This is a genomic window from Erythrobacter westpacificensis (assembly GCF_039542285.1).
Taxonomy (GTDB): Bacteria; Pseudomonadota; Alphaproteobacteria; order Sphingomonadales; family Sphingomonadaceae; genus Alteraurantiacibacter; species Alteraurantiacibacter westpacificensis.
Window position 1 is genome coordinate 431,832 of sequence record NZ_BAABHV010000010.1, and the last position, 14,231, is coordinate 446,062.

Genomic DNA, 14,231 nt, shown 5'->3' on the forward strand with positions numbered 1-14,231 from the left:
CGCGGCTATATCGCTGCGACAGGTTCAATCACGAGGAAGGGGACACATCCCACCATGAAGAAGCTTGCATTCGTCGCCACCACCGCCGCACTCGCGCTCGCCGCCTGCGGTGATTCCACCGACGCTTCCGAAGAAGCCGTTGCCGACACCGTGGAAGTGCCCGCGGACGACGCGATGGCCGGCGCGCCCGATCCGGTCGAGGATGCCGATGCCATGACGGAAGAAGACGTCGAAGCCGCGATGGACGAGGCTGAAGCCACTGCCGAAGCCGCCGGTGACGAGGCGCAGGAAGCCGTCGACGATGCGCTGGCTGCGGCCGAGGCTGCACAGGCCGAGATGGACGCCGCGACCGAGTGATCGTCGCGCAGAAACAGCATAGGTGGGGCCGGGCCTTCGCGGGCCTGGCCCTTCTTGGATCTGCCGCCTGCAGCGACGGCGAGACAGGTCGCGGCCCGGCCCCTGCAACCGAGGGCGAGGAGGCGGCCCTGCGCGATGCCGCCGCCATGCTGGAGGAACGCGAACCTGCTGGAAACGTAGAGGAAACAACGCCGGACGAAACGACCGCGCCCTAGGGTCCAATGATTCGCTCCGACCCCGCAAATGTGGTATCAAGTGAAACATGACCGATATTGCCGAGAAGCCCCGTGAAGCCGACGCCCGCGAAGCCGATGATCGCCCGCATGATTTCAGCGCCCTGCCCGTCGTCTCGAACGACGTGTACACCGCGCCGTTGAAGCGACCCGCCCACGTAGGCGAGGACTGGCTGGAGCCGCAGCAGACGCAGTACGACAGCGAGGACGACAAGATCTGGGACGACCTGTTCGCCCGTCAGATGGGCGTGCTGCCCGGCCGGGCCTGTTCGGCCATGCTGGAGGGGCTGGAAAAGCTCGATCTCGGCAAGGGCGGCGTGCCCGATTTCGGAGAACTGTCGGAGGAACTCGGCAAGCTGACCGGCTGGAGCGTGGTGCCCGTGCCCATGCTGATCCCCGATCACGTGTTCTTCTGGCACCTCGCCAACCGCCGTTTCCCGGCGGGCAACTTCATCCGCACGCGCGAGACGTTCGACTACATCCAGGAGCCGGACGTCTTCCACGACGTGTTCGGTCACGTGCCGCTGCTGACGGACCCGACTTTCGCCGACTACATGCAGGAATACGGCCGTGCCGGGTGGAAGGCCATGCGCTACAACAAGCTGAAGGCGCTGGGCGCGCTCTACTGGTACACGGTGGAATTCGGCCTGATGCTGGAAGCGGGAGAGCCGCGCATCTACGGCGCGGGCATCCTGTCCGGCCCGACCGAGGCTATCTTCGCATTGGAGGGCGAAAGCCCCAACCGCATCATGCTCAACGTCGACCGGGTCATGCGCACCGATTACGTGATCGACGACCTGCAACCGACCTATTTCGTGATCGAGAGCTTCGAAGACCTCTACCGCCAGACGGTGGAGCGCGATTTCGACCGTCTTTATCGCAACCTTGGCGCCGGCTTCACCTACGCCAATTCGGCGGTGATCGATGTCGACAACGTGCTGCACCGGGGCACGCAGGAATATTTCCTGCGCGGCGGACGCGGCAGCAGCGCCAAGCCGGTCTGACTTCGCCAGTCCAAACCGCATAGAAAAAGGGCCGACCCTCCAGTGAGGATCGGCCCTTTTCGTGTCTTGGGAAAGATGTCTTAGTTGACGGCTTCTTCCATGCCTTCGGTATACTCGTCGGTATCGCCTTCGGCAGCATCTTCGATGTTGTCGGCTTCGGCTTCCATCGCGTCGGCTTCTTCGTCGGTGATCATGCCGGCGTCTTCCATTTCGTCGGCCTGCTCTTCCATGGCTTCGGCTTCTTCTTCCGCGGCTTCTTCGCTCGGGCTGTCACAGGCAGCGAGACCCAGACCCAGAGCTGCCGCAGAGGCGAAAGCGATGATCTTCTTCATTGTGATATTTCCTTCCAGAAACGGCCATCCCACACACGGAAAAAGCCTTTGCAAAACGATACTAACGTCTTTCCAGACCCGGCTCGAAAAACCCGCGCGTGTGCAGCAAATGACATGCTGCAAGCGCGGCCACAGCCCCGGCCATGGTGATCAACAACGCATCTACCGTATAGGTTCCTGAAATAAGATTCCCCTCGCTAAGAGTAGGGGTGAGGAGGATGCCCGACACAAGGGAGCCCGCCACGCCGACTCCTATGAAACGGGTGGTATCGCGGGTGGATTCGGCGCGCAGCACGAATGCTGCCTGCCAACCCAGGACCACGCCCACCAGTATCATGTAGAGATAGCCCATCTGCCTCTTCCTTGCGTTTCGTCACCTATAGAACGGGCAAGTGCGCGGGCGGGTTCCGCAAGGTCAGCCGCCAGGCGGTCCCATATCCAGTAATTCGGCAGTCAAGAGACTGATAATGCTTCGTTTAATCCGTTAACGCCGGATTAGAACATCCACAGCAGAAGTACGCCCATGGCGATACGATAAATTACGAAGACCAGCATGGATGCCTTCTTCAGGAAGTTCATCAGGAAGGCCATGGTGGCGAAGGCGGCGACGAATGTCAGCGCGCCAGTGATCAGCGCCTCCATCACCATTTCGCTGCCCGCTTCCATCAGGTCCGGCACGATCAGCACGCCCGCGCCCGCCACGGCGGGAATGGAAAGGAGGAAGGAGAAGCGCGCTGCTTCCACCCGGCCGAAGCCGAGAACGCGCGCCGCAGTCATGGTGACACCGGAACGACTGGTGCCGGGGATCAGCGCCAGTGCCTGCGCCAGGCCCACCAGCAAGCCATCGCGCCAGGTCATGTCCTCGTAGCTGCGGTCTTCCCGCCCGAAATAGTCGGCGAGGCCCAGCAGGATACCGTAGAAAATGAGGTTGAAAGCGATGAGATCGGTGAAACGCAGGGAAGCCAGAAGGTCGCCGTCCTCGATCGTGAGACCGAACAGCGCCACGGCCACGCCATTGAGCGCGCCGGTCTTGATCGCGAGGCCCGCAATCACGGCCGGGATGGTGCCGAGTACGATCCACCAGAACAACCTCTTCTGTTCGGGCGCGTCACCGATACCGACAGTCGCGAAGCCGCCCCGCGCGAGGCCCCAGGCGTCCTTGAAGAAGTAGACGATGATCGCCAGCAGCGAGCCGATGTGCACGGCGATGTCGAGCATTGGCCCCTGGTCGGGAAAGTCGAGGAACACCGGCACGAGGATCAGGTGCCCGGACGACGAGATCGGCAGGAATTCGGTGATCCCCTGCACGACGGCGAGGATCAGCATCTGAAGGAAAGTCATGCGCGAATAATGGTCCTGGACTGGAAACTGGCGTAGCGCCCGCCTCCAACCAAAACGGGGGCGAAGTCAAGCCTCGCCCCCGTCAAGTGGTGTCGAATGGTGAGATTTTTGCCTCTTACCAGATCGAGATACGATCTTCCGGTGCGAGGTAGAGCTCGTCGTCCGGCCCCACGTTGAAGGCATCGTACCACGCGTCGAGATGGCGCACGGCGTTGTTGAGGCGGAATTCACCCGGCGGGTGGTTGGCCGTCATCACGCGGTTGCGCAGCGATTCCTCGCGCTCCATGCCGCGCCACACCTGGGCAAAGCCGAGGAAGAAGCGCTGGTCGCCGGTCAGGCCGTCGATCACCGGGGCTTCCTGGCCGTTCAGCGACAGGCGATAGGCGCGGTGCGCCATCTGCAGGCCGACGACGTCGCCAAGGGTTTCACCCATGGACTGGCCGGCACGCAGGCAGACCGGGCCTTCCGGGCTGTCGACCGGGCAATAGGCCTCGATGAATTCGCCCATGCGCTGCGTGAACTGCTCGAAACCCTCGCGGTCCGAATCCTGCCACCAGTTGCGCAGCGTGCCGGTGGCATCGAACTGCGAGCCCTGATCGTCGTAGCCGTGGCCGATCTCGTGCCCGATCACCGCGCCGATGGCGCCGTAGTTCACGGCCGGGTCGGCTTCCGCGTTGAAGAACGGCGGCTGCAGGATCGCGGCGGGGAAGACGATGCGGTTGGTCAGCGGCGAATAGTAGGCATTCACCGTCTGCGGCAACATGCCCCACTCGCTGGGATCGACCTTGGTGCCAAGACGCTGGAGGTTGTCTTGCACGTTCCAGCGGATCGCGCTCATGCGGTTGGCCAGCGGATCGTCAGGCGTGATTTCAAGACCGTCATAGGTCTCGAATTCGTCCGGGTAGCCGATCATCGGCACGAAGCCTTCCAGCTTGGTGCGCGCTTCGGTCAGCGTGTCCGCCGTCATCCACTCGTTTTCATCGAGCGCGGCAGACATGGCGCGCTGGAGGTTGGCCACCAGCTCGTCCATGCGGGCCTTGCTTTCCGGCGGGAAGTAACGCTCGACATAGAGCGCACCCAGTTGTTCGCCCAGCGTGCCTTCGACAGCGCCGATGGCGCGCTTCCAGCGTTCCTGCTGCGCTTCCTGGCCGCTGATGGTGCGCCCGTAGAACTCGAAGCGCGCGTCATCCAGCTCGCTGGAAAGCACGGCCGCGTTGTTCGACAGGAACTGCGCGGCCATGAAGGCCTTCATCGTGGCGAGCGGCGTTTCGGTCACCAGCTTCATCATGCCGGGCAGGCCTTCGCCGATCATCGCTTGCTGCTCTGCCGTCAGACCCAGCGCTTCCACCTCTTCGGCGGTCGGCGGAATCTGCGGCGCGAGGAAACGCGTCTGTTCGGAGAACTGACCCGCTTCCAGCAGCGTGGCGATGGGGAAGTCGCCGGCCATCTCGTTCAGCTCGGCAGGGGTGAGTTCATTGTAGGTCAGCTGCGGCAGGCGGAACATCTGCCGCGCCCATTCCAGCCGGGCCACCTTCGTCTCGAACGCGTAGACAGCCTCGGCTGCGCCGCGCGCATCCTCGTATCCGGCCTTACCGAGCACGAAGGTGAGGTAGTCCTTGTAGGCTTCCCGGATTTCCAGGTTGCTCTCGGAATCGACGAGGTAATAGTCGCGGTCCGGCAGGCCCATGCCATCGAAGCCAAGGCTGACGACGTAGTCTGTGGGGTTGCGCGCGTCGATGCCGACACCGGCCGTCACGAGAGCGGGATACCCTGCTTCCATGAACAGGCGGGTTAGCGCCTCGAGATCGGACGCGTTGTAGATTTCCTGCAGGTAGGGCTGCGCCGGGGCGAGCCCGCTGGCGTCGATCGCGCCCATGTCCACGTAGGCGTTGTAGGCATCCACGATCCGGCGCGCGGTGGTGCCGGGCGCGGGGTTGGATGCAACAAGGTCACGCACCAGGACTTCGACGTCGTGGATCGATTCCTCGCGCAGCATGTCGAATGCGCCGTAGCGCTGACGGTCCGCCGGGATCTCGTTGGCATTGATCCACTTGGCATTGGTGTAGGCGTTGAAATCGTCACCCGGATCGACGCTGTCGTCAAGCTGGTTCAGGTCGACACCCCAGGTGCCGAAATCCATGGTGGGGGCGGTGGAGGCGGCGGGAGTATCGTCCTGCGCGAGGGCAGGGGCGGCCACGGCAAGTCCGATGACGGATGCCGAAGTGACAAGCAGCTTGCGGATCATTGGGTAAGCAGTCCTCTTTTGGGCGGAATTCCTGGATTCAAGACCGGCTTCCTCCAAAACGGGCATCCGGTTTCTGTCGTTACGAATTCGATGTAGGGCCGATTCCACTCGACGCAAGACATGAACGCCTTGCGGACCAAGGCATTGGACCAAAGGCTAGGCTTGCGCCGGAACCGGAGCCGGATCGTCGAACTGCAGCGCCGCAAGGCGTGCGTAGAGGCCGCCTTTCGCTGTCAGGCTGGTGTGATCGCCCTGCTCGACGATGCGCCCGTCCTCCATCACGACGATCCGGTCCGCCGCGCGCACGGTGGCGAGGCGGTGGGCGATCACCAGCGTGGTGCGGTTCGCCATCAGGTGATCGAGCGCGTCCTGCACCAGCCGCTCGCTTTCGGCATCCAATGCACTGGTGGCCTCGTCAAGCAGCAGGATCGGCGCATCGCGCAGCAGGGCGCGGGCAATGGCAAGACGCTGGCGCTGGCCGCCCGAAAGACGCGCTCCACCTTCGCCCAAGAAAGTGTCGAGCCCCTCGGGCAGATCGCGCAAGAACTGTTCAGCATTGGCGGCGCGCGCGGCTTCCCAGATCGCTTCCTCGTCTGCATCCCAGGCGCCGTAGCGCAGGTTGTCGCGGGCATTGGCGGCGAACAGCACGCCCTCCTGCGGCACCAGCGCCATGCGGCGCCGCACTTCGGCAGGGTCGGCCTGGGTCAGCGGCACGCCGTCCATCCTTACTGTGCCGACCTGCGGATCGTAGAACCGCTCGGCCAGCTGGAAAATCGTGCTCTTGCCCGCGCCCGACGGGCCGACGATGGCCACGGTCTCGCCCGGCTCCACCGTCAGGTTGAAATCGACGATCGCCTGTTCGCCGGGGCGCGTGGGATAGCTGAAGCTGACATTCTGGAACGCCAGGCTGCCGCGCGGCGGTTGTGGCAGGGCCTGTGGGCGCGCGGGCGGCTCGATGACGGGCTGTTCGTCCATCAGTTCGCTAAGACGACTGGCCGCGCCCGCACCGCGCAGCAGGTCGCCCAGCACTTCGGTCAGCGCGCCGAACGAGGATGCGGCTATCGCGCTGGCGAACACGAAGGCACCGATGGTGCCGCCGGTGATCTCTCCGGTCGTCACCAGCACCGCCCCGCGCCATAGCAGCGCGGTAATGCCGCCGAACACCAGCGTAATGACCATCGCCGTCATGACAGCGCGGATCATGATGCGCGTTTTCGCGACGGCAAAGGTGCGTTCGACGGAGACGCCGAAGCGTTCACCCTCGCGCGCCTCCTGGTTGAAACCCTGCACGATCTTCATCGCGGAGAGCGTTTCCGTCACCATGCCGCCCACATCGGCCACACGGTCCTGGCTTTCCCGGCTGACATTGCGCAGGCGCCTGCCGAACACGGTGATGGGAATGATGATGGCGGGCAGACCCACCAGCAGCCACACCGCCAGCTGCGGGGCCAGCCAGAAAAGGTAGCCGGTGGCAAGGATGGCCATGATGACGTTGCGCAGAGCGACCGAGACGGTGGTGCCGACCACCTGCTCGATGATCGCGGTGTCGGACACCATGCGGCTGCTGATTTCCTTGGGGCTGTTTTCCTCGAAGAAAGAGGGCGAAAGGCGCAGCAGGTTGTCATAGACCTTGCGCCGGATATCGGCGACCACCCGCTCCCCCAGCCAACTGACGAAGTAGAACCGCAGCGCCGTCGCCAGGCCCAGAACGCCGACCAGCACCAGCAGGTAGCGGAACCAGCGGCCGATCTCGCCATCGCCGGAAAAGCCCCGGTCGATGATCAGGCGCAGGGCGCTGGGCAGCGCGAGCGAAGTGATCGTAGCCGTCACCAGCAGGGCGAGCGCCGCGAACAGCACCTGCAAGGGATACTTCTTCGCCTCGCGAAAGATCATCGCGAGCGGGCCGAGGCTTTTCGCCTTTTCCGGCGGGTTCGAAACGTCGGGGATTGCCATGTCGGCGGGGCACTAGCCCAAAGTCCCGCGGCTTTGAAGCACCCTTTGCACCTTGGCCGGATGGCAGGCTAACCTTGGGTTGCAAAAAACCACTTTTCTTTCATGCCGCATTGCACAATCCCGGCGAAGCGCCCATGTTCACCAGGTAACAGCGCAGGACATGCGGCAAACGCGGCCTGCCACCCATTCGTCTGCAGGGGACGCTAACTTTGCTTTATTCCGCTTACGAAATGCAACGCGCGCTGCTCGGCACCGCCAGCAACTGGGCCAGTGTGGGCGCGCGGCTGCTGGACAATCCGGCTTTGCCGATGGGCTACATGGGCATGGGCCCGGCGATGGCCTCCGCGCTGAAAGTCTTCGCGCACCTGTATGAGGAGCGCGGCAAGCCCGATTTCGACATCCAGCCGGTAGAGAAGGATGGCGAGACCCATTACGTCAGCGAAAGCGTGGTGATGGAAAAGCCGTTCGGCAACCTGCGCCGCTTCACCCGCGACGGCCTGCCGGATGATGCGCCCAAGCTGCTGATCGTTGCCCCGATGAGCGGACACTACGCCACGCTGCTGCGCGGCACGGTGCAGCGCATGGTGGAAAACCAGCAGGTGTGGATCACCGACTGGGCCGATGCTCGCCTGGTGCCGGTGTCCGAGGGCCATTTCGATCTCGACGATTATATCGACTACCTGATCGAGTTCCTGCAATTTCTCGGCCCCGACACCCACGTGCTGGCCGTGTGCCAGCCTTCGGTACCCGCATTCGCCGCCACGGCGATCATGGCGGAGGCCGAGGACGAATGCCGCCCGGCCTCGCTCACCATGATGGGCGGCCCGATCGACACCCGCGCCAGCCCGACAAGCGTGAATGATCTCGCCATGGACAAGCCGCTGAGCTGGTTCGAGAACAACGTGATTGCCACGGTGCCGCTGAACTATCCGGGTGCGGGTCGGCGCGTCTATCCCGGCTTCCTGCAACTTGCCGGCTTCCTGTCGATGAACCTCTCCGATCACATGATGAGCCACTACGAGATGTTCAAACACATGACCGTGGGCGACCAGGACAGTGCGGACCGGACCAAGGGCTTCTACGACGAATACCTCTCGGTCTGCGACATGACGGCCGAGTTCTACCTCCAGACCATCGAGCACGTGTTCCAGGAGCACTCGCTGCCCAAGGGCGAATTCGTTCACCGCGGCAAGGCAATCGATCCCGATGCAATCCGCGATACCGCGCTGCTGGCGATCGAAGGCGAGCACGATGATATTTCCGGCATCGGTCAGACCCGCGCCGCGCTGGACCTGGCCGAACACCTGCCCGCCTCGAAGAAGAAGTACCACATGGCGCCCGACGTGGGACACTACGGCATCTTCAACGGCAGCAAGTGGCGCGAGCGCATCGCCCCGGTGGTTGAAGAGTGGATGCGCAGTAACCCGTCCGTTTCCTGATCCTGCCTCCGCAGGTTCGTCGTCGCTAGACGCCCTTCGCTTCGCTGTGCGCCCGCTGCGGGCGGGCGTTCGCCCTTGAGACCCGCTAATCGCAGACCGAGGCGGTTTTCCTTTGGCCCGGCCGGCGCGCGTTGAGCCATGTCTGCGCGGGCTTTTCCAGCCAGCGGTACAGCCCGCCCGAGAGCGCAAGCAGGATGAGCAGGTAGGCAGCGAACGCTGCGGGACCGATCTGAAGGCTTTCGTCCACCGCCAACAGCTTCAGTGCGATCAGCAGCGGGAAATGAACGAGGTAGGTCGCGTAACTCACATCCCCCAGCCACACCAGCGGACGGGTGGATAGCAGTCGCGCAGCAGGGCCTTCATCCAGTGCCAGCGCCAGCAGCAACGCGGCGAAGGCCAGCGGCACCAGCAGCGTATCCATTCCTTCGAAGAGCCACAACGCGACCAGGCATAGCGCGCTGGCCCCGGCGCACGCCGCTGCGATTGCGCCGCGCCCGCTCCATACGGCCCAAAGGTTCGCGAGCATCATGCCTATGCCGAACTGGACGATGCAGCGCACCAGCCCCAGCCGGGTGATCTGCTCGCCCAGCGTCTCGGCGCCAGCAAGCGTAAACACGCCATGCAACGCCAACGCAGCCACGATCACCCCCGCCACCAGCGCCCAGGGCCGCATCGCTCCCCATCTCACGGCCACGGCGGCCAGCGGAAATATGAGGTATGCGCCCACCTCCGTACTGATCGACCACGCGGGGTGGTTCCACGTCAGTTCCGGCGTCAGGCCCCAGTTCTGCACCAGCAACACGTGCAGAGGCAGCTCTGCCAGCGGGTAGTTCGCCATATCGCGCCCGGTTGCCAGCAGCACCAGCGCGAAGGCGACCATTGCGCCCAGCACGGCGGCGTGGAGCGGCCAGATACGGGCAAATCGCCGCCACCAGAAGGCAGGCGCGCCCGCAGCGCCCTCGCGCCGCAGCCGCTCGCCGTAATTGAGCCACATGACGAAGCCTGAAAGCATGAAGAACAGGTCGACAGCCAGGTAGCCACTGGCAGCGATCGCGGTTCCCGCCTCGGGCATCCACTCCGTCAGCGACAGGCGTGCGTGGTAGAAAACCACCCACCAAGCCGCGATCCCGCGCAGCCCCGTCAGCGCGGCCAGGTGCGGGATGCGCGTTCTTTGTGGCGGGATCGGCGGGGCGATCACGCGGGCGCTCCGTCCGGGGCCCGCTCCCGCAACCAAGGGCGCGCTGGCTTCGCATCGCCAGCCCATTCGCGCTTCATCAGACTGTAGAAAGCGATCTGCAGGCCCAGCAGCATGAACATGAAAGGCTGGTAGCCGATGCCGACGAAAGCGGCGCCGACAAGGTAGACCAGTTGCCCGTTCTGCAGCGCCGTCGCCAGCGAATACCAGCGCCTGCCGTCAGCGTCCCCGGCATTCCGGTAGCGGCGACGGATGCGCTGCATATGCCACAGTCCAAGCCCATGCAGAGCCAGCCAGATGGCGAAACCGGGATAGCCCTGTTCGCCCAGGACTTCGAAATAGGCGGAATGGAAGGCGCGCCCCTCGTCCGTCACTTCGGCATAGACCACGGTCTCGGTATTCCCCAGCTCCACCGTCTGGCGAGTGTTGTAGCTGAAGCTGTTGCCGAGGAAGGAATCGAACCCGCCGCCCAGCGGATTTTCCTTCACGTAGTCCAGCGTCCATCCCCACACCGCCACGCGGGTGGAAGCGCTCTCGTCCGCCCGGTATTCGATAATGGTGGACATGCGCTCGGTATAGCTTGCGGGCAGGAACGGCAGCGCGGTGAGCATGGCAAGGCCCGCCAGCCCGGCATAGACGAAGCGGTACTTCACCGTGCGCATCACCAGCACCCCCAGCGCGGCAATGCAGATCAGGCCCGTGCGCGTCTGCGTGCCGATGGGCACCATCAGCGCGGCAAACACCAGCGCGGCGGCGAACAGCATCGCCGGCTTTCGCTCGGGAATGATGGTGCCGTGACGCGCCACCCACACGATCAGCGGAATCATGGCAATGGCGACGGTCGAGAGGGTTGAGCCTTCGTAAAGCCCGGCATTGTCCTGCACCAGCGAGACGAGCGTGCCGTAGCCGCCGCCCGAGAGCACGGTCTTGATGCCCGCCGATATGATGATGCTGGCGGCCGAGAGCACCATGATCAGCGCGGCGGCTTCCAGCCTCAGCTTGGTGCGCAGGGTGAGCGGCAGGAAAGCGGCGAAGACGAGGCTCTTCCAGACCCAGTCCCACTTCACCATCGCCGATTCGGGAAAGTCAGCCATCAGCGTCGTCAGCCCGCACCACGCCAGCAGCGCGACGATCAGCCCCTGACGAAGGGTGAACCGGCTGCCCTGCTTGTTGTCGAGCAGGATATAACCAGCGAACGCCGCCACGAAGCACAGCAGCGAGAGCGAGATGCTGGTGATAATGCCATAGCCGACCTTTTGCGGGGCGACGATATCGACGTAGATATAGAGGAGCACCCACAGGAACGGGCGCCGGAAACCCATGAGAGCGATCGCGGCGATAAAGGCGAGGAGGACGAGATCACGCATCGGCGTTGTCGTCCTGCTGCCTCAGCCACGGCCTCGGCGCTTTGCCTGACACACCGCTCTCGCTGTCGAGATCATCCCGAAACAGCAGGCGCCAGCAGGCAAACAGGATCAGCCCGTGCGTCAGCGCGATGGAGAAGTAGTCGATCACCGGTGAAAGCGTCCCTGCGGTTCAGCCCTCGCGTCTAGGGGCAAGCTATTGACGCGCCGTTAAGCCTGTTCTGGCAGGGAGAGCGGCGATGACACGGATCCTGCACGTCCTCGACCATTCGCTGCCGATGCACAGCGGCTACACCTTCCGCACGCGCGCCATTCTGCGCGCGCAGGCGGGGATGGGGCTGGAGGTGCGCGGGATCACCGGGCAGCGCCATGTCGAGCCCGGTCCGCCGGTGGAGCAGGTGGACGGCCTCACATTCCACCGTACGCCCGGCAAGCCCGGTGGCCCTGTCGGCATCAGGGAATGGCGCGAGATCGATGCGTTGGCCAGGGCCATCGTCGCACTGGCCGACGAATGGCGGCCCGCCATCCTGCACGCCCACTCGCCCGCTTTGAATGGCCTTGCCGCGATCAAGGCAGGGCGCAAGCTGGGCATTCCGGTGGTCTACGAGATCCGCGCCTTCTGGGAAGATGCTGCCGTCGGCAATCTGACCGGGCGTGAGGGTTCGCTGAAATATCGCCTGACGCGCGAGCTGGAGAACTCCGCCGTGCGCGGGGCCGACGCGGTGATGACGATTTGCAACGGCCTGAAGGAAGACCTCGTCGCGCGCGGGTTCCCGGCCGAGAAGATCGGCATCATGCCCAACGGCGTGGACCTGACGACCTTCGGCGAGCCTGCCGCGCGCGACGATGCGCTGGCGGCAAGGCTTGGCATCGGGGAAGGCCCCGTCATCGGCTTCATCGGCAGCTTCTACGATTACGAGGGGCTCGACGACCTCATCGCCGCCATGCCGATGCTGGTCGAACGGCATCCGGGCGCGCACCTGCTGCTGGTGGGCGGCGGACCGATGGACGACGCCTTGCGCGCGCAGGCATCAGCCTCACCGGTTTCGGATCGCATCCACTTCACCGGCCGCGTACCGCACAGCGAGGTGGAGCGGTATTACGCCCTTACTGACATCATGGCCTACCCGCGCAAGAAGAGCCGCCTCACCGATCTCGTCACGCCATTGAAACCGCTGGAAGCCAGCGCGCAGATGCAACTGGTCGCCGCCAGCGACGTGGGCGGCCACCGCGAACTGATCCGCGATGGCGAGACAGGCTTGCTGTTCGCGCCTGACGATCCAGCTGCCTGCGCTGCCGCGCTCATCGAACTGGTGGACCGGCGCGGCGAGTGGCCCGCCATTCGCAAGGCCGGATACGAACATGTGCGCGAGCGCCATGACTGGGCTGCCAATGCACAGCGTTATCAGGTCGTTTACCGTGGCCTGCTAGGCGCGATCCACGATGGCCGTATCCCTGCCGCCGCCTGACCTTTTCGGTAGCGGGGTATAAACCGGCGAAGAAACAGGATCGGCACGTGGCGAGCAGCCCCATGCACATGGATGACACTGTGAAGGCTCCTGCCCTCAAGACAGGCAAGCCGCCCATCACCGCCAGCCCCGCGTTCCCCTGGATCGTGGCGCTGTGGTTCGCCGCTTTGCTGGGTATCGGCAGCCTCATTCTTCCCAATACCATGCTGGAGCGGGCCGTCCTCGCCACCGGCCTTGCCGCCGAGTTTCCGGCGGCGGCACCGCCATTGGGCTTCACCGCCAAGGCGCTGCTGGCACTGGTCGGCACGCTGGCAGGCGGGGCGTTCGGGTTGTTGCTCGCACGCCGGATTGCGGCGTTCCGGAACGGTCGCCAGCCACTTATCTCGGCAACGAACACCGGCAAGCATGGCGTCGACGATCGTGCGGAAGGCCCGGTACTGCTCGAGCGTGCCAAGGTTTCCGAATCGGCTAGCGATGCGGAACAAGAGCCATTCGAGCTGGAGGAGGTCGCCGTCCTCCCGGAAACCCTCCCGGGCGGGGAATCCAGCGCAGGCGCGCACCGTGGTGAGAACGAGCCCATGGGTGCGCCCGGATATTCCGAGCCTGCCGAAGCACGCGCCACCGCGGCCGAATACGAACCGACAGCGGGCCCGGATCCAAAGACCTGGACCCAGAGCGAGGAACCCGTGTCCGAGAACCACACTTTCCAGACACCCGATGAGCTGGATGTCGAAACGGACGATGAGGCGCACGTCACCAATTGCGATGCGGGCCCTGTCCTGGATTCGCCCATCGTCCGCGAGGACCGCGACAGCGACGGGCTCGTTCAACTGGTCCAGCGGCTCGGCTCCACGCTCGAAAAACACCGGGAGTGGGTAGCACGCAATGCCGCGCGTGCGGCCGCCGAGGCCTCCATCCCGGCAGCGGACACCAGCGAGACACAGGACGAAGCGGGAGCTCCGCGCACCGAGGTCCTCCAATCCGAAGCTCCCGTATCCGAGGAATTTGAGCCTGCCGGGCCAGAAGACGTGTCGCAAGCCATGGCGGCCTATTTCGGCGCTGCCTCCGCTTCGGCGAGCACGGAAGACGATCACGCCGCGTCATTCACTCTGCCTATCCTGAAAGAGAAGAAGCCCGTAGAGACACCACGCCACTCCAACGACGACAACGAGCGCGCCCTGCGCGAAGCGCTGATGAACCTGCAGCGCATGAGCAACTAAACGCAGGCGGCCAACCGCCTGCCAAAGCTGCATTTTGGCACTGCAAAGCTATTTTGCAGTGCACCGAACCTTGCAAAAA

General features: G+C 64.3%; 14 protein-coding genes. 6 read left to right on the forward strand and 8 right to left on the reverse strand.

The annotated features are described in order from the left end of the window. The first annotated feature begins 54 nt into the window (after nt 1-54). From ABFX23_RS10060 to phhA, 3 genes are read left to right on the forward strand one after another with little or no spacing between them, the layout of a single operon-like run. Nucleotides 55-357 carry a hypothetical protein gene (locus ABFX23_RS10060; protein WP_346032929.1) on the forward strand — a complete coding sequence of 101 codons (303 nt, stop codon included), beginning with the start codon at nt 55-57 and terminating at the stop codon, nt 355-357. Beyond that, a complete protein-coding gene (locus ABFX23_RS10065; RefSeq protein ID WP_346032930.1) occupies nt 354-572 on the forward strand; it encodes a hypothetical protein in 219 nt (72 codons plus the stop codon). The genes ABFX23_RS10060 and ABFX23_RS10065 overlap by 4 nt, the downstream gene beginning before the upstream one ends. Nucleotides 573-619: 47 nt before the next feature. Continuing rightward, nucleotides 620-1,594: a phenylalanine 4-monooxygenase gene (gene phhA / locus ABFX23_RS10070; RefSeq protein ID WP_346032931.1), complete on the forward strand. Its 975-nt coding sequence runs from the start codon at nt 620-622 to the stop codon at nt 1,592-1,594. 80 nt (nt 1,595-1,674) lie between these two features. Here the strand turns inward: phhA and ABFX23_RS10075 are convergent, their stop codons facing one another. The 5 genes from ABFX23_RS10075 to ABFX23_RS10095 all read right to left on the reverse strand — a co-directional run bounded on the left by ABFX23_RS10075 (nt 1,675) and on the right by ABFX23_RS10095 (nt 7,465). Then, on the reverse strand, nt 1,675-1,926 hold the full coding sequence (locus ABFX23_RS10075; protein ID WP_346032932.1) for a hypothetical protein: 252 nt from the start codon (nt 1,924-1,926) through the stop codon (nt 1,675-1,677). A gap of 61 nt (nt 1,927-1,987) precedes the next feature. Then, nucleotides 1,988-2,278, reverse strand: coding sequence for a hypothetical protein (locus ABFX23_RS10080; protein WP_346032933.1), 291 nt, complete (start codon nt 2,276-2,278; stop codon nt 1,988-1,990). A 143-nt stretch (nt 2,279-2,421) separates the two neighbouring features. Next, a complete protein-coding gene (locus tag ABFX23_RS10085; RefSeq protein ID WP_346032934.1) occupies nt 2,422-3,267 on the reverse strand; it encodes an undecaprenyl-diphosphate phosphatase in 846 nt (281 codons plus the stop codon). Nucleotides 3,268-3,382: 115 nt separating this feature from the next. Further along, nucleotides 3,383-5,512 (reverse strand): M13 family metallopeptidase, encoded by a 2,130-nt coding sequence (locus tag ABFX23_RS10090; protein WP_346032935.1) that lies wholly within the window; start codon nt 5,510-5,512, stop codon nt 3,383-3,385. A gap of 156 nt (nt 5,513-5,668) precedes the next feature. Further along, nucleotides 5,669-7,465: an ABC transporter transmembrane domain-containing protein gene (locus ABFX23_RS10095; RefSeq protein ID WP_346032936.1), complete on the reverse strand. Its 1,797-nt coding sequence runs from the start codon at nt 7,463-7,465 to the stop codon at nt 5,669-5,671. 209 nt (nt 7,466-7,674) lie between these two features. On the opposite strand from ABFX23_RS10095, the gene ABFX23_RS10100 reads away from it, so the two are divergent. Next, the gene (locus tag ABFX23_RS10100; RefSeq protein WP_346032937.1) at nt 7,675-8,904 is read left to right on the forward strand and encodes a polyhydroxyalkanoate depolymerase; all 1,230 of its coding nucleotides are present in this window, start codon (nt 7,675-7,677) and stop codon (nt 8,902-8,904) included. A gap of 85 nt (nt 8,905-8,989) precedes the next feature. Here ABFX23_RS10100 and ABFX23_RS10105 read toward each other — a convergent pair whose 3' ends face one another. The 3 genes from ABFX23_RS10105 to ABFX23_RS10115 are packed head-to-tail and all read right to left on the reverse strand — an operon-like array spanning nt 8,990 to nt 11,614. Then, nucleotides 8,990-10,102, reverse strand: a complete 1,113-nt coding sequence (locus tag ABFX23_RS10105) for an acyltransferase family protein (protein WP_346032938.1) — start codon at nt 10,100-10,102, stop codon at nt 8,990-8,992. Further along, entirely contained in the window at nt 10,099-11,466 is a 1,368-nt protein-coding gene (locus tag ABFX23_RS10110; protein ID WP_346032939.1) for a putative O-glycosylation ligase, exosortase A system-associated, read from the reverse strand. Before ABFX23_RS10110 ends, ABFX23_RS10105 begins: the two co-directional genes overlap by 4 nt. Next, nucleotides 11,459-11,614 (reverse strand): hypothetical protein, encoded by a 156-nt coding sequence (locus ABFX23_RS10115; RefSeq protein WP_346032940.1) that lies wholly within the window; start codon nt 11,612-11,614, stop codon nt 11,459-11,461. The genes ABFX23_RS10110 and ABFX23_RS10115 overlap by 8 nt, the downstream gene beginning before the upstream one ends. An 88-nt stretch (nt 11,615-11,702) precedes the next feature. Between ABFX23_RS10115 and ABFX23_RS10120 the strand changes: the two genes are divergently transcribed. Both ABFX23_RS10120 and ABFX23_RS10125 read left to right on the forward strand, forming a co-directional pair. Then, on the forward strand, nt 11,703-12,932 hold the full coding sequence (locus tag ABFX23_RS10120) for a TIGR04063 family PEP-CTERM/XrtA system glycosyltransferase (RefSeq protein ID WP_346032941.1): 1,230 nt from the start codon (nt 11,703-11,705) through the stop codon (nt 12,930-12,932). A gap of 68 nt (nt 12,933-13,000) precedes the next feature. After that, entirely contained in the window at nt 13,001-14,152 is a 1,152-nt protein-coding gene (locus ABFX23_RS10125) for a hypothetical protein (protein ID WP_346032942.1), read from the forward strand. Nucleotides 14,153-14,231: the final 79 nt, after the last annotated feature.

Excerpts from the sequence above, each read along its gene's own strand:
- ABFX23_RS10125 (WP_346032942.1), top strand. The coding sequence starts at position 13,001 with ATGGATGACACTGTGAAGGCTCCTGCCCTCAAGACAGGCAAGCCGCCC.
- ABFX23_RS10110 (WP_346032939.1), bottom strand. The coding sequence starts at position 11,466 with ATGCGTGATCTCGTCCTCCTCGCCTTTATCGCCGCGATCGCTCTCATG.
- phhA (WP_346032931.1), top strand. The coding sequence starts at position 620 with ATGACCGATATTGCCGAGAAGCCCCGTGAAGCCGACGCCCGCGAAGCC.
- ABFX23_RS10085 (WP_346032934.1), bottom strand. The coding sequence starts at position 3,267 with ATGACTTTCCTTCAGATGCTGATCCTCGCCGTCGTGCAGGGGATCACC.
- ABFX23_RS10090 (WP_346032935.1), bottom strand. The coding sequence starts at position 5,512 with ATGATCCGCAAGCTGCTTGTCACTTCGGCATCCGTCATCGGACTTGCC.
- ABFX23_RS10095 (WP_346032936.1), bottom strand. The coding sequence starts at position 7,465 with ATGGCAATCCCCGACGTTTCGAACCCGCCGGAAAAGGCGAAAAGCCTC.
- ABFX23_RS10060 (WP_346032929.1), top strand. The coding sequence starts at position 55 with ATGAAGAAGCTTGCATTCGTCGCCACCACCGCCGCACTCGCGCTCGCC.
- ABFX23_RS10080 (WP_346032933.1), bottom strand. The coding sequence starts at position 2,278 with ATGGGCTATCTCTACATGATACTGGTGGGCGTGGTCCTGGGTTGGCAG.
- ABFX23_RS10075 (WP_346032932.1), bottom strand. The coding sequence starts at position 1,926 with ATGAAGAAGATCATCGCTTTCGCCTCTGCGGCAGCTCTGGGTCTGGGT.
- ABFX23_RS10120 (WP_346032941.1), top strand. The coding sequence starts at position 11,703 with ATGACACGGATCCTGCACGTCCTCGACCATTCGCTGCCGATGCACAGC.